General features: G+C 39.8%; 11 protein-coding genes. 5 read left to right on the top strand and 6 right to left on the bottom strand.

Annotation, left to right across the window (positions count from 1 at the left end; genetic code table 11):
* Window positions 1-101: 101 nt before the first annotated feature.
* From F886_RS02885 to dxs, 3 genes are all read right to left on the bottom strand, one after another.
* On the bottom strand, window positions 102-2,039 hold the full coding sequence (locus tag F886_RS02885) for a DEAD/DEAH box helicase (protein WP_005301181.1): 1,938 nt from the start codon (window positions 2,037-2,039) through the stop codon (window positions 102-104).
* Window positions 2,040-2,447: 408 nt separating this feature from the next.
* Window positions 2,448-3,278 carry an inositol monophosphatase family protein gene (locus F886_RS02880; protein WP_004789677.1) on the bottom strand — a complete coding sequence of 277 codons (831 nt, stop codon included), beginning with the start codon at window positions 3,276-3,278 and terminating at the stop codon, window positions 2,448-2,450.
* Between the two features lie 117 nt (window positions 3,279-3,395).
* The gene (dxs, locus tag F886_RS02875) at window positions 3,396-5,300 is read right to left on the bottom strand and encodes a 1-deoxy-D-xylulose-5-phosphate synthase (protein ID WP_005301177.1); all 1,905 of its coding nucleotides are present in this window, start codon (window positions 5,298-5,300) and stop codon (window positions 3,396-3,398) included.
* Between the two features lie 303 nt (window positions 5,301-5,603).
* Here dxs and ribA point away from each other — a divergent pair, with 303 nt between their 5' ends.
* The 3 genes from ribA to aroE all read left to right on the top strand — a co-directional run bounded on the left by ribA (window position 5,604) and on the right by aroE (window position 8,253).
* On the top strand, window positions 5,604-6,215 hold the full coding sequence (gene ribA, locus F886_RS02870) for a GTP cyclohydrolase II (protein ID WP_005301174.1): 612 nt from the start codon (window positions 5,604-5,606) through the stop codon (window positions 6,213-6,215).
* Window positions 6,216-6,333: 118 nt separating this feature from the next.
* Complete coding sequence (gene hemF, locus F886_RS02865) at window positions 6,334-7,284, top strand: oxygen-dependent coproporphyrinogen oxidase (RefSeq protein ID WP_005301171.1); 951 nt, start codon at window positions 6,334-6,336, stop codon at window positions 7,282-7,284.
* A gap of 180 nt (window positions 7,285-7,464) precedes the next feature.
* On the top strand, window positions 7,465-8,253 hold the full coding sequence (aroE, locus tag F886_RS02860; RefSeq protein WP_005301168.1) for a shikimate dehydrogenase: 789 nt from the start codon (window positions 7,465-7,467) through the stop codon (window positions 8,251-8,253).
* 48 nt (window positions 8,254-8,301) lie between these two features.
* On the opposite strand, the gene F886_RS02855 is transcribed toward aroE, so the two are convergent.
* Window positions 8,302-10,605 carry a hypothetical protein gene (locus tag F886_RS02855; RefSeq protein WP_005301166.1) on the bottom strand — a complete coding sequence of 768 codons (2,304 nt, stop codon included), beginning with the start codon at window positions 10,603-10,605 and terminating at the stop codon, window positions 8,302-8,304.
* Window positions 10,606-10,861: 256 nt separating this feature from the next.
* Between F886_RS02855 and F886_RS02850 the strand changes: the two genes are divergently transcribed.
* On the top strand, window positions 10,862-12,685 hold the full coding sequence (locus F886_RS02850) for an acyl-CoA dehydrogenase C-terminal domain-containing protein (protein WP_005301163.1): 1,824 nt from the start codon (window positions 10,862-10,864) through the stop codon (window positions 12,683-12,685).
* Window positions 12,686-12,751: 66 nt separating this feature from the next.
* On the opposite strand, the gene F886_RS02845 is transcribed toward F886_RS02850, so the two are convergent.
* Window positions 12,752-13,399, bottom strand: coding sequence for a hypothetical protein (locus tag F886_RS02845; RefSeq protein WP_081402061.1), 648 nt, complete (start codon window positions 13,397-13,399; stop codon window positions 12,752-12,754).
* Between the two features lie 250 nt (window positions 13,400-13,649).
* On the opposite strand from F886_RS02845, the gene F886_RS02840 reads away from it, so the two are divergent.
* Complete coding sequence (locus tag F886_RS02840; RefSeq protein WP_005301156.1) at window positions 13,650-13,904, top strand: PspC domain-containing protein; 255 nt, start codon at window positions 13,650-13,652, stop codon at window positions 13,902-13,904.
* A 65-nt stretch (window positions 13,905-13,969) separates the two neighbouring features.
* Here F886_RS02840 and F886_RS02835 read toward each other — a convergent pair whose 3' ends face one another.
* Window positions 13,970-15,070: an HPP family protein gene (locus F886_RS02835; RefSeq protein ID WP_005301153.1), complete on the bottom strand. Its 1,101-nt coding sequence runs from the start codon at window positions 15,068-15,070 to the stop codon at window positions 13,970-13,972.
* Window positions 15,071-15,195 lie beyond the last annotated feature (125 nt).

Below are 15,195 nucleotides of genomic sequence, written 5' to 3'. Positions count from 1 at the left end.
TAAAAAATTGAACCAATTCACATTTTGTTAGTTTATAACAAAACTGAAAAATAAAAAAGGCCAGTATTTTTACTGGCCTTTTTTTTCAAACTAAATATTGATTAGCGGTCGAACTTACGACGCGGCGGTTTATCATCAAAACTACGACGCGGACGATCTTCACCACCAAAGCTACGTTTTGGACGATCTTCACCACCGAACGCTGGACGTTCACCACGTGGTTTATCATCGAAGCTACGACGTGGCTTATCACTGAAACCGCCTTCACGACGTGGACGATCTGAGTTGAACTCGCGACGCGGACGCTCTTCACCACCGAACGCTGGACGTTCACCACGTGGTTTGTCATCAAAACTACGACGTGGACGATCTTCACCACCAAACGCTGGACGCTCGCCACGTGGCTTGTCATCAAAACTACGACGCGGACGATCTTCACCACCGAAGCTACGTTTTGGACGGTCACCAAAACCACTTTCGCGACGTGGTTTATAATCTACGCGATTACCACGGTTGTCATCATTCGAGTCAAAACGCGGTTTATCATTGAAACCACCTTCGCGACGCGGACGATCTGAACCGAACTCACGACGTGGACGATCTTCAAAACCACCTTCACGACGTGGACGGTCTGAATTGAACTCGCGACGTGGACGATCTTCACCACCAAATGCTGGACGCTCACCACGTGGTTTATCATCGAAGCTACGACGTGGACGGTCATCACGACCACCTTCACGGCGTTTGAAGTTGCTTTCGCCTTCAAAACGACGACCGCCACCGAAACCGCCGCCACCACGACGACCATCACGGCTACCGCCATTACCGCCACGACCACGACCACCGCCATCACGACCTGAACGAGCAGGAGGTGGAGATGGCTCTAAGCCTTCAATTTCAGAAACACTTAAACGCGCTTCTAAATATTCTTCAAGTGCACGAATCTTACCGCGTTCACGATAAGTCGCTAAAGTAATTGCTTGACCAGTACGACCAGCACGACCAGTACGACCAATACGGTGTACATAATCTTCATGCTTCATCGGAAGACCGAAGTTAATTACGTGAGAGATTGTCGGAACGTCAAGACCACGAGCAGCAACGTCAGTTGCAACTAAGATTTTTGCACGACCTTCACGAATACTACGTAAACGACGGTTACGAACTGTTTGTGGCATTGCACCATGAAGTGCAACTACAGAATGACCTGCTTCAGCAAGTTCTTCTGCCAACATATCTGTATCTTCTTGCGTACTAGCAAAAACAACAGCTTGATCTAAGTTTTCATCACTTAACCAATGGGTAAGTAATTTTTTCTTATGTTCGAAGCCATCAGTCCAATGCAATGTTTGTGTAATATCAGTATTGGTTGAATGACCTGTTTCAATTGCGATACGCATAGGATCTTTCATCATGCATGATGCAAGACGAATAATACGGTCAGCAAATGTTGCAGAGAACATTAATGTTTGTTTACGGTTAGCCGCTAATTCGCTAATTGCTTCTAAGTCTTCAGAGAAACCTAGGTCAAGCATACGGTCCGCTTCATCAACGATTAAAGCATCTACTTGATCTAATTTAATTTGACGACGATTTACCAAGTCAAGTAAACGACCAGGTGTTGCAACAACAACTTGCGCGCCTTTTAATTGTTGAATTTGTTTTGCAAATGGCATACCACCCATAATGGCAGCAATACGAACACCTTTCATGTGACGTACAAATGCAATTGCATCTTGACTTACTTGCTGAGCCAATTCACGAGTTGGTGAAATTACCAAGATATTCGGTTGAGTTACTGCTTTCATACGGTCTTTGAACGGTACAACAGTCTCTTGACCAGCTAAAGCATTTAATGTTGGGAGTAAGAATGCAGCAGTTTTACCAGAGCCAGTTTGGCTTGATACGAGAAGGTCTTTACCTTCTAAAGCAGCAGGAATTGCTTGTTCTTGCACAGGAGTCGGGGCAGTAAAACCTAAACCTTCAAGCGCTTGTTGTAAGGTTTCATGCAAAGAAAATTCGGCAAAAGTTTTGCTCATAGAGAGTTTCACCCTTGTGGGTGCTCCATTTTTAATAAATACAAAAAAATAGACATCGGCAAAAAGCGGCAAAGCAAAATTAGCTGAAACGTTTTTTCAGCAGCAATCCGAGTAACGACGATGTGGACTAAACGCACGCTTGATTACGGCCGAACCTGAAGAATCGCTGAGCGATTGGGGCGCAAGTAATGGTCCTCTCTATGGACAGCGTGCGCTTACAATGAATAGAACAGAATGTTCAGGTAATGAACGGAAATTTAAGTGCGTTGGCGGATTATAGCAGAAATAATTTAAAAGTCACCTGTTTTAATCAACTTTATGCATATTTCTTGGATTAACTTAATTTTAATCTTTATTTAAAACATAAAACCCTCTGATTACAGAGGGTTTTATTAATAATGAACCAAATTATTTTGCAGCTTTATCCCAAGCTGGAACAACTGTTTGCATTAAAGGTTTTAGTAATTTAAGCGAACATGCGAGTACTTGACCATTTTCAAGTGAATTATTACCACCACGTGCGTCAACAACTACACCGCCCGCTTCTTTAAGAATAAGTTCACCAGCAGCAATATCCCATGGCTTTAAACCAAGCTCAAAGAAGCCATCGAAACGACCTGCGGCTACATACGCTAAATCTAGAGCAGCGGAACCACCACGACGAATTTGTGCGCCTGCTTCAGTAACAGCTAATAATGATGCGAAATGCTGTTCTGCATAAGATACGATTTCACCAGCACGTTTAGCACGGTAAGGATGGCCTACTGCTAAGAATGTATTTTCTAAACTATCTTTTACATTTACACGAATACGGCGTTGATTCATAACTGCACCGCGACCACGGCTTGCAGAGAATAACTCATCACGTACTGGATCGTAGATTACGCCGTGTTGAGTAACACCTTTATGCTGAACTGCAATAGAAATACAGAAATGAGGGAAACCATTAATAAAGTTTTGTGTGCCATCAAGCGGGTCAATTACCCAGCACCACTCTGCATCATGGCCTTTGCCTTCTTGTAAACCAAACTCTTCACCTAAGAAGCTATGGTTTTTATAACTTTTACGTAACGTATCAATCGCTAACTGTTCTAAATAACGATCTACACGTGTTACTGGGCCATCAATGCCTTTCTCTTCAACTTGTAAATCGAGTTTATGACGATTTTGATGCGCTTTTAAAAGCTCTTGACCAACTGTTTGAGCCGCACGCGCAGCCATAACCACCATAGGTTCCATTGAACACCCACTAGACAAATTTGAAGATTTTGACAAAGAATAATGCATAAAAGCGCAAATATTTTAGCAAATATATGCGCTTTTAGGGGGAAAATGTTTCAAAAATTTTATTGAGGGTTAAACGACCTGGTTTAACTTGATCCAAACTTTCTCAATTGAGCTCAAAATACCCTTAGCGTCTAGACCACAGTCTTGCAACATTTGTCCATGTGAGGCCTGTTGTAAGAACAAATCTGGTAAGCCTAAATTAATGATAGGTTTCACAATTTGTTCTTGAGCCATGAATTCATTTACCGCACTTCCCGCACCACCCATAATGGCATGCTCTTCAACAGTGACAAATAAATGTGTGTGCTCAGCCAAATCACGAATAATTTTTTCATCAAGTGGTTTCACAAAACGCATATTTACAACACGCACACCCACATCATGTTTTTGTGCAAATTGTTCAGCAGCTTCTATGGCAACCATAACGCGGCTACCAAATGCCAAAATTGTAATCTGCTCATCACAAGCAGATTTAATTTCAGCAACAATTTCAGCTTTTCCTAACTCAATAGCAGTCAACTCTTGCTGAATTTCAACACCTACACCTGCACCACGTGGGTAACGTACTGCCGCTGGTCCATTATAGACATAGGCTGTATGAAGCATCTGACGGCATTCATTTTCATCTTTTGGTGCCATGATGACCATGTTTGGCACTGTACGCATGTATGCATAATCATATGCACCTGCATGAGTTGGACCATCTTCACCAACCAAACCTGCACGGTCAATTCCGAAAGTCACATCAAGGTTTTGCAATGCAACATCGTGAATAAGCTGATCGTAACCACGCTGCAAGAATGTTGAATAGATCGCAACAACAGGTTTTAAGCCTTCACAAGCCATTCCTGCTGCAAGTGTTACTGCATGCTGTTCAGCAATCGCAACATCAAAAAATCTCTGCGGAAATTCTTTAGCAAACTGAACCATGCCTGAGCCTTCACACATTGCTGGTGTGATCGCAAGTAGACGCTCATCTTGTGCTGCTTCATCACATAGCCACTGCCCAAATACATCAGAATATTTAGGTGGTGTTTTGCCTGCCGAGACTGCATTAATTTTGCTAATTGCATGGTAGGTAATCGGATCCGCTTCTGCTGGAGTGAAACCTTTACCTTTTTTAGTATAGACGTGGACTAAACGTGGTCCTTTACGCTTCTTGAGAGCATTAAATACTTGGGCCAGTTGATTTACGTCATGGCCATCGAATGGGCCAAAATAATCAAAACCAATTGCTTTAAATAAATTATCTGCCGCATCTGTTGCCGATTGATGCAAACGAGAGTTATAGGTCCATTTTGGATGTGGCTGAATGTAAGCCTCACCATGTTCATCTACATTAACTAAATGGCCTTTTTCCCAAATTGCAGCTAAATGTTTAGCAAAACCGCCTGTGCTACAAGAAATTGACATGTCATTGTCATTCAGCACAACAATTAAATCAGCATCATGTGCAACAGCGTCGTTCATGGCTTCAAATGCCATACCGGCTGTCATTGCACCATCACCAACAATACAAACGACTTCACATGGATCATTTTGATAGCGACGTGCTAACGACATTCCTAAACCAGCTGAAATTGCTGTTGATGAATGTCCTACGCCGAATGTATCAAAAACTGATTCTTCTCTGGCTGGAAATGCGGCTAAACCATTCTTAGAACGAATCGTCGTCATTTGCTCACGACGACCTGTCAGGACTTTATGCGGATACGCCTGATGTCCCACATCCCAAACTAATCGGTCATTTGGTGTATTAAAGCAATAATGCAGCGCAACCGTCAGCTCAACCACGCCGAGATTAGCACCGAAATGGCCACCACTCTGGCCTGCTGCATATAAAATATATTGACGCAACTCATCAGCCACTTGAACCAATTGGCTATGCTCGAGCTGACGTAATTGTTGAGGATGATCAATTGCATCTAACAATGGCGTAACAGGGCGTTGAGTTGGAATTTCGGTATACAACATATGTGGCAAAGCCTTTATAAGCCTGGCAAATCCTAAGCTGGGTCAAAATGGGTCGATCATACAATCGAATGAAGTCACCTTCAATCAGCCACATTTGCGAACGAGGTCATGCAAAGCAGTCTCTCATACATCATGGGTATGGTTGGCAGATTATCCTGAATAATCTGACTATTTATCAACTATTATCGTCATCTTTATACAAAAAAGAAAACCTTAGTGTGCAAAATGATTATGACAATTCGACCAATCTCCCAGCATTACGCTATACTTTAAACCGTTTTCGGTTAAAAGATGAGTTAATCTGTGCCTATAGAGTTCATTGCAACATCAAAACTCCCGACCGCTTTTGGTGAATTCAATATTTCTGTGTTTCAAGATCCAGTATCAGGTGAAGAACATGTGGCACTTTCTAAAGGGTTAGAAAATCCCCCTACAGGCCCTGTTTTGGTTCGTGTACATTCAGAATGTTTAACAGGTGATGCGTTTGCGTCATTGAAATGCGACTGTGGTCCTCAATTGCAGGCAACTCAAAAGCTCATCAACGAGGCAGGCCAAGGCGTTATTTTATATTTACGTCAAGAAGGTCGTGGTATTGGGCTTACAAATAAAATTCGCGCCTATGCTTTACAAGATCAAGGTCATGACACCGTAGATGCTAATTTACTTTTAAATTTACCTGCCGATGCACGTCGTTACGACATGTGTAGCATCATGCTCGATCATTTAGAAGTAAAAGAAGTTAAATTAATTACCAATAATCCTTTGAAAATTCAGGCACTCAAAGATCAAGGAATTAATGTTGTTGACCGTGTTCCATTAACAGTTGGACGTAACCCTTTTAATGAACAATATTTAAAAACTAAACGTGAACGTATGGATCACCTTTACCAAAAAGATGATTTTTTAAAAAAATAAATATTAAGAAAGCAATCACAAGGGATTTTTGAGACATTTCTTAAAAATCCCTTACTTTTTTTATGGTTTTGTGTTTTGATGTACCTATCTCCTATCTCAATCATCTTTGAGGGTCATTATGCAACATCCGACTTCCACAGATATTCAACGTGTCCGCGAATTTCTCCTCGATTTACAAGCTCGTATATGTGCTGGTTTAGAACAACAAGAAAAAGCTGGTGGCGGTACGAGTGAATTTATTATTGATGATTGGGAACGTCCTGAAGGTGGCGGTGGACGTTCACGCGTATTGCAAAATGGTACAGTGATTGAAAAAGGTGGTGTGATGTTCTCTCACATCAACATTAGTAAACTGCCCGCTTCCGCTACAGAAAGACACCCTCAAATTGCTGGTGCTAAGGCTCAAGCACTGGGCGTTTCGTTAGTGATTCACCCTAAAAATCCGAATATTCCGACTTCTCATGCCAATGTACGTTTATTCGTTGCAGAACCTGAAGGACAAGATCCGATTTGGTGGTTTGGCGGTGGTTTTGACTTAACGCCTTTTTATCCAGATGAGCAAGATGTTATCGATTGGCATCAAGCTGCACATGACCTATGCCAGCCTTTTGGTGACCATGTCTACGCTGAACATAAAAAATGGTGTGATGACTATTTCTATTTAAAACACCGTGATGAACAACGTGGTGTTGGTGGTTTATTTTTTGATGATCTCAATGGCTGGGATTTCGAAACTTGCTTTAAATATATTCAAGCTGTAGGTAATGGTTATTTAAATGCCATTCTGCCAATTTTTGAAAAACATCGTGAACAGCCTTACACCGAAGCTCAACGTGAGTTCCAAATTTACCGTCGCGGTAGATATGTCGAATATAACTTAGTATATGACCGCGGAACATTGTTTGGCTTACAAACAGGTGGACGTATCGAATCTATTTTAGTCAGCCTACCGAACCTTGCAGGTTGGTCGTATCGTCCAGAATGGGATGAAGATTCCCCAGAGAAACGTTTAACTGACTATTACCTAAAACCACGTGACTGGTTAAATCTAAAAGAAAAAGTTGCTTAATTTTTTGCTTTTTGGAGATTCTTTGGCTTCCACCCTAGAGAATCTCCTTTTTTATTTTCACTTTTCTGAACCTCATTCAAATATTTTTTCTTATTCCAATTTGGCTTATAGTGAGGCCTGCTGAATATTCAGCACACGTTTTTAACTGCTTCATGCCATTTTAAAATTTTGGATATAAGAATGACCAAACAGTTTGCAGTAATTGGCAACCCAATCGAACAATCACGCTCTCCTGAATTGCATCATGCTTTCGCTCAAAAAACAGGTGTCGATCTCGACTATCAAAAACGTCTTGCCCCTCTTTATGGTTTTGAACCGAGTATGCGTAGTTTCTTTGCAAATGGTGGAAGTGGTATGAACGTTACCGTACCATTTAAAGAACAAGCTTTTGCTTTGTGTGATGTGCTAACCGAACGTGCTCAAATTGCGAAAGCGGTGAATACATTATGGATGCAGAATGGCAAATTGCATGGCGATAATACTGATGGCCAAGGCTTAGTGGCCGCAATTCAAGCCTTAGGCTGGAACCTAGAAAATACAAATATTTTAATTTTAGGAGCTGGGGGTGCAACTCGTGGTGTTATTTATCCACTGGTACAGGCTGGTGCTAAGAAGATTGTGATTGCAAACCGTACTCTCGTTCGTGCAGAGCAACTTGTAGATGACTTAAAAGCAGCAGTTCCTCAAGCTCAATTACAAGCAATTTCTCTAAGTGAGTTAGAAGGGAGTTTTGACATTGTAATTAATGCAACTTCTGCAAGCCTTTCAGGTGATGCATTACAATTACCAGAAAATCTAGAGTTCAAGTATGCCTATGAAATGGCTTATGGCAAGCCATCCAGCTTCCTTGAGCAAGCTAAACAACGCAATGTGCCATATTCAGAAGGTTTTGGAATGTTAGTGGGTCAGGCTATTGAAGCCTTCTATATCTGGAATGGTGTAAGACCTGAATTAAAAGATTTTCTATAAAACAAAAAAAGAACCTACTTTAAGTAGGTTCTTTTTTTATCTCATCTATTATTTTTTAGCTGTAACCATCTGCTTATAAACATCTCGGAAAATCTCATAATCAATAAATTCATTATGTTCAGGTTTTAAATTCTGAATTGTTTTTTCCGTAAGTTGCTGTTTACGCGCAGCAGCATAAGCCTTACCTAAAATATCAGCTGTTTGCGACAACAATTGTTTTTCTTCAGCAGAAGCACCATTTTGTTGTTCAAATTTTAATTGATATTGCTTCGAGAAAAGCTGCTCAGGCTGCTTATATTGTTTCTGTAATTTTTGCCATGCTTCACGCCCTGCCTCACCTTGTATTGTCGTAATCACAATATGGTCCACAGCACGACCTAAATCATTATCAAATTGCTCTTCTTGCTCAAGATGATGCTTTTTCTGCAATGCTTCAATACGCTCTAAAGCCTTACCTTGAGGATTATAAGTTTCTTCTTCAGAGAACCAGTAAGCATAAACTTCAGCAATTTCTTGCAACTGTTGAACTGAATAATAATGAATATATGACGGTTTTTCGGCAGTCAATTTTGCAATAAATACAGCCTTATATGTTTTGTCATAGGCACGTGTTGCATCATAAGTTTGGTTAGCCAACAGCGCCAGACTAGAATCTAAATCTTGTACATCGCTATGTAAGCCAACTGGATGTTCAGAAACATCACTCTGCCCAAGTTTTTCACTAAAGCCTTTTACAAAGTTTTCAAATAGCGAACCTTTGCTTGCTTCAGCAACTGATTTAGCTTGTTTAAGCTGCTGCTGGTCAATTGAAGTGGCTTTACCATAATTTAAAATTTGCATGTCCATTTTAATATTAAAGCGATGATTAAACTCGGCTGGTGTATAGGCAACATCGTAATCTGCGTTAACTAAACGGCCTTTTTCATCAAGTCCAACATCAATCGTAATTGGATTTCTTTGTTTTGGTAAAGCTTGTTCAATCTCGGCTTTATGTTTTAACCATAAAGCTTTAAAGGCATCATCATTCACAAACTGGTTCTGATCATAAGCAGCAAAAGTTTGTTTTAGAGCAGCTTGACGAGCTTTCATCTGAGTTTTTTCGGTATTTACTGCGCTCTGATCAAGCACATTAATACCGTAAATTTGACAGTAATTAATATCACCTAAGGCAACTGGTTTCTTAAGAGACTGTAATTCAACACACTGATCTTCTGTAAGTGTAGCCACTTCTGCATCTTGTACAGTTGGTTCAGCATCTGCCACAGCAACGTCTTCTGCTTGAGCTGCACTTGCTTGGTCTTCATCACCTTCCTCAGAAGCCAATGTATTGCCAAAATGAGCATTAATAAGCGAATAAAGTTGCTGACTGACAGCCGCTGCATCTTCAGAAGAAACCTTCTGCCCCTCAGCACCAGTCGCCTTTTTCTTAGCTTCAGAAGCAGCAAGATCAGTTGCTATAGATTCAGCAATCTTTTGATCATCAAATCCTAAAACATTTTTTTGCAAATATTTTTCATTGACTTGACCATAGAGTTTCGATTGCAGCAATAACTCTTCGACCGTATCTTTTAAACGAATTTTTTCTACAATTCCGGCTTTACGGTCAGCATCGGTAATGGGTAAACGCTGTAAATTTTGTGGTTCAGCCAAACGATAAGATACCGCGCTAGAAGCTTTTGCATATTCAACAAACTTCTTCATATCGACGTTTGTAAACAGATTTTTATACTTTGAAAAATCGACATACGCCAAGTTATTTTGATTGTCTTTATTTACTAGATAAGGCATTAATCCGAAATAATTAACGTAAAATTTATAGTCTTTCAGATCAAGTACCATTGGCAATTTTGCCTGTACCAATAAAGTCGGTTTCTCATATCTTGCAGTGAGATTTAACGACCCCATTTTTTGACGGTAATGAACTGAACCATCGTAACTAAATTGGAGATCATTTAATAAATTAATTAATACGGCATTTACTTTTTCTGAACATGATTCGTCAGATACACCCGAAACAGATTGCTCATTTGCAATTGCAGCATAAAGCGCCTGCTTCTGTTTTTTATTCAAATTAGTTTTTTGTTCACGTAAATATTGATCTACTTTTTTTTGCACTCCAGCATCAAGCTGAGCCGTTTTCTCTACAGTACTGATTTTCTTAGGCTGATTTGGATCAACATTAACTTTAAAATGCCCGCGGTAGTCATAGCTTGGGTATTCATACATCGCATTCATACCCTGAATGACTTTTTGATCTAAGTGGGCAGATGCCACTGATGGACGTAGGTTATGCTGCGCACATGCGGTCAAACCCAAACTAAATAAACATAAACTGAGATATTTTAAATGCATAACCTTTTTTAAAACCTTATAAGCTTTATCTTTTTAGCAAAACTTGCTAAAAATAAAAAATAGTTGTTTTTTCACATAAAAGTATAAGTCCTGAATGTAGCAGAAAATGTATTTTCGGGTGTATTTATTTTCGACAAAATTCGCTTTTCTGACATTTCTTTCGGATGTGATTATCATTGTATTTTTATCAGGTGAGTGAATAATCAAATCATCGATTCAGATAATCCCACAATGATTCAAAATTAGGATTAAAGCCATGCCAGCATATAAAGCCCCGCTACATGATATTCGTTTCTTAATGAATGAAGTATTAGATTACCCTGCTCACTATAAAACTTTATCAAATGGTGAAAATGCAGATCCAGATACAGTTGATATGATTCTTGAAGGTGCGGCAGATTATTGTGAAAACGTATTGTCGCCACTTAACCAACCTGGTGATGAAGAAGGTTGCCATTTTGACAATGGTGAAGTGAGAACACCTAAAGGCTTTAAAGAAGCTTATGACCAGTTCGTAATGGGCGGTTGGCAAGGTCTTTCTTATCCAGAAGAATTTGGTGGTCAAGGCCTACCAATGTCATTAAATCTGATTAAATCAGAAATGATGGGTACTGCAAACTGGTCATTTACGATGTACCCTGGCTTAAGTTCGGGTTGTATGAATACTATCTTGCAATTCGGTACTGATGAGCAAAAACAAACCTATATGCCTAAACTTGTTGAAGGAACTTGGAGCGGCACAATGTGCTTAACCGAGCCTCAATGTGGTACAGACTTAGGACAAGTTAAAACTAAAGCTGAACCTCAAGCAGATGGCACTTATAAAATCTCTGGTACAAAAATCTTCATTTCTGCCGGTGAACATGACTTAACTGAAAATATTATTCACATCGTACTTGCACGTCTTCCAGATGCTCCTGCTGGTACTCGTGGTATTTCATTATTTATCGTACCTAAATTCATCCCTACTGCTGATGGCGGTGTTGGTGAGCGTAATACAGTCGCTTGTGGTTCAATCGAACACAAAATGGGAATCCGAGCTTCTGCTACTGCGGTGTTGAACTTTGATAATGCAACTGGTTATTTAATCGGTGAAGTGAACAAAGGCCTACATGCAATGTTTACCTTCATGAACACAGCACGTATTGGTACTGCTGTTCAAGGTATTGCACATGCTGAGTTATCTTATCAAGGTGCGTTACCTTATGCGAAAGACCGTATGTCTATGCGTGCGCTTTCTGGTAAGAAAGATCCAGATAAAGTTGCTGACGCAATCATTCATCATGCTGACGTACGCCGCCTATTGTTGACTCAAAAAGCAATTGCTGAAGGTGGTCGTTCAATGATCTATCATGCTGCAAAACTTGCAGACAAAATGACAGATGCATTAACACGTGGCGACCAAGCTGCTTACGAAGACTATGATGACAAGCTTGGTTTCTATACCCCAATTTTAAAAGGTTTCTTGACTGAACTTGGTTTAGAAGCTGCAAATAACGGTATGCAAGTTTACGGCGGCCACGGCTACATCAAAGAATGGGGCATGGAACAAATCGCTCGTGATGCTCGTATTTCAACGTTATATGAAGGTACAACAGGCATTCAAGCACTTGACTTGATTGGTCGTAAAGTATTGCTTAGCTCAAAAGGCAAAGTGGTTCGTGACTACACTGCTGAAATCTTAAAATTCTGTGCTGCGCACGCACGTAATAAATACTTACGTCGTTTTGCTTGGGACTTAACTAAGCTTTGTGCTCAATGGAATACTTTAACTGTTCGTATCATGCTTGCTGCACGTAAAGACCGCGACATCGTATCTTCTGCTTCTGTAGACTTTTTAATGTTCTCTGGTTACGTGATGATGGCTTACTTCTGGGCGCAACAAGCAGTCATTGCTTCTGAAAAACTTGAAGCAGGTGATGGTGCAGAAACGCCTGAATTCTATAAAGCTAAAATCAAAGTTGCAGACTTCTACTTTGACCGTATGTTACCTCGTACTCAAGGTCATGCAGAGTCGATGGTGACAAGCTCTCGCACATTAACATCATTACCAGTTGAACACTTTAGCTTCGACTACTAATGATTTTTAAATAGAGAAACAAAAAGAGCGCAATTCATATTGCGCTCTTTTTTATTCAAGTAATATTTATTCTTTAGTTAATACATAAGCCTGATTTGGAACAAAATAGTTTTGCTCTAAAAATTCACGATTTTTACCATAATCGCTATAAAACAGTTTTTCCAGATTCATAACCAATCTTTTATTTGAATCAAAATTAAAATAAAAATTAACTTTAGATAAAGGACATTGAATGGTTAACTCATGCTCTTTTTCATCCACCTTCCAATTTAAAGAAGGACACAATTCATTTACAGCAGCACTTTTAGCCCCATCTTTACTTCCCACGCGACCAAAATGAATAACATTCCAATAAGCCGATCCATTGGGTAATAAATTTAAAATGTACTCTGCTTCGCCCGACTCACAATCAGCAAAAGCATCCTCACATGAAATTCGGGTGTGATATCGCCCGACATATTGCAATAAGGTTCCGCTTAACTTTTTGGTTTGATCTAAATTTTCTTCGGGTAAAAAAGTACGTCCTGCAACATAATCTAATGTTTTTGTAGATGTACTATTTTTTATTAGATTTTCTTCATTCGTAGAATTAGAGCTGGCACTAGAGTGATCTTTTGAGTTGGCATGGTTTATATCGCAAGCACTCAGTGTCAGGCACATCATAGCCCCTACAACTAAATACTTAACTAAAAAACTAGACCGCTTCAAAGACATATACATTATTCACAGATAACAGCAACCGCCATGTTTATATTCATTTCAGGCATTAACCAATTGCTGCAATAAACCCTTAAGCCCTGAAAAGGTGCATTTTAGTTGATGTTGGTTTCCTTCATCCCAATCCTTTACATATTTTAACCAATTTACTTTTGAGAGGACTTTAAACCCGTTATTTCGCCTCCATATTTTTATTAAGCAAGAGCACAATAGCTTCTTGTAATTATTTATCTTTAAGGAGAATTAGATGGCCAGTTCTGGTTTATATCGCTCGAACCGACACAGCATGATCGCCGGTGTAATGGGTGGTATTGCTGAACGTTTTGGTTGGAACGTAACTTTACTACGTGTCATTTTTGTTTTCATCTCAGTTATGAGTGCGGCCTTTCCAGGAATTTTAGTTTATCTGGTTTTATGGTTAGTCATTCCGAAAAAACAGCCAGAGCATATTGAAGGCTATCGACAATCCGTTCGAACAGTAAATGAAGAACAAGTACGTTAATTAATAATTTTGGTCGCTACGGTTGCATCCCCTAATCAACCGTAGCTTTTTTTTATTCTAAAAAATTATAGCTTTTGATTTAACTGTTGCTGTAATGCAGCAATCATATCTGCACGGCTGATCATTCCTACGAGCTTACGCTCTTCAACCACAGGAATATAGTTAAAAGACTTTTCTACAAAGTATGGCACCAAATCTTGAATAGGTTGAGTTGGCAGTACCGTGACCACTCGACAACTCATAATTTGTTTCACATAGTGCTGCCAAGAGTTTCTTGGATCTGCTGCGCCCTTAAACCATTCAACAACTTCATATAGCGCTAAAGTTCCCACCAAATGGTTTTCTGCATTTACTACAGGTAGGCTCATCAAGTTCACTTGTTTAAATTTATCGAGTGCCTGATGAATGTCGTCATCTTCATGTAGTTTTATAACATCACGGCTCATAATATCCTGACAGATATATTGATTTACCATGCGCTCATTGGCATGTTCCTGAGCCTCTAAAATAATTTTCTCTAAATCGTACTGACTAATATCTAGTAATTCTGTGTGATGCCCTAATACATACTCAATGTCTTTAGGTTGAATAGATACTTTTTGAGTCGGTGTAGGGTCTTTACTACGGTCATTAAGATGAGCAGTAACTGGATAATGCCGCCCAATCAATCGATTAAAGAAAACAGCAAACCCAAGTAAAAGTAACGAGTTGAGTAAAACTGGATAAAAAATAAAATAAAAGCCTAATTTATGAATTGCCGCCCCACCTAATACCGCGGTAATTGCGACAGCGCCACTCGGCGGATGTAAAGAGTCGGTGGTCATCATTAAAAATATGGCAAAACCTACTGCCACACTAAAAGCTGTAGTTAAATCAGGAATCCACTGTGCACAGGCAACACCAATAATTCCAGCTAAGGTATTACCAACAATCACATTCCATGGTTGAGCCAAGGGACTAGTCGGCACAGCAAACAATAGAACAGATGAGGCGCCCATTGGGGCGATGTACCAAGCATTAATTCCACCTAGAACATACCAGCTAATTAAGGAAGAAATTGCTAAACCACACAACGCTCCAATACCGCAAAGTAACCGTTCCTTTAAAGGTAAAACCTTAAAATTTGGCTTTAAAATCTGTAACCATTCTCGCTGTATAACACTCACAGTACACCTTTGGGGATATGCCGTTATTTATAACGGGCAAAAGTATACGCCCAAAGTCACATAAAGTGCATTTAAATTATATCTTTAAACAACAAGAAAGCTTATTGAAAATAATCTTTATTATT

The organism is Acinetobacter sp. NIPH 542 (assembly GCF_000369825.1).
GTDB classification, from domain to species: domain Bacteria; phylum Pseudomonadota; class Gammaproteobacteria; order Pseudomonadales; family Moraxellaceae; genus Acinetobacter; species Acinetobacter oleivorans.
Note: the sequence above shows the minus strand (reverse complement) of the source record. Positions and strands in the feature narration are given on the sequence as shown.

Coding starts and splice junctions, on each gene's coding strand:
- F886_RS02885 (WP_005301181.1), bottom strand. CDS start 2,039: ATGAGCAAAACTTTTGCCGAATTTTCTTTGCATGAAACCTTACAACAA.
- F886_RS02880 (WP_004789677.1), bottom strand. CDS start 3,278: ATGGAACCTATGGTGGTTATGGCTGCGCGTGCGGCTCAAACAGTTGGT.
- dxs (WP_005301177.1), bottom strand. CDS start 5,300: ATGTTGTATACCGAAATTCCAACTCAACGCCCTGTTACGCCATTGTTA.
- hemF (WP_005301171.1), top strand. CDS start 6,334: ATGCAACATCCGACTTCCACAGATATTCAACGTGTCCGCGAATTTCTC.
- aroE (WP_005301168.1), top strand. CDS start 7,465: ATGACCAAACAGTTTGCAGTAATTGGCAACCCAATCGAACAATCACGC.
- F886_RS02855 (WP_005301166.1), bottom strand. CDS start 10,605: ATGCATTTAAAATATCTCAGTTTATGTTTATTTAGTTTGGGTTTGACC.
- F886_RS02850 (WP_005301163.1), top strand. CDS start 10,862: ATGCCAGCATATAAAGCCCCGCTACATGATATTCGTTTCTTAATGAAT.
- F886_RS02845 (WP_081402061.1), bottom strand. CDS start 13,399: ATGTCTTTGAAGCGGTCTAGTTTTTTAGTTAAGTATTTAGTTGTAGGG.
- F886_RS02840 (WP_005301156.1), top strand. CDS start 13,650: ATGGCCAGTTCTGGTTTATATCGCTCGAACCGACACAGCATGATCGCC.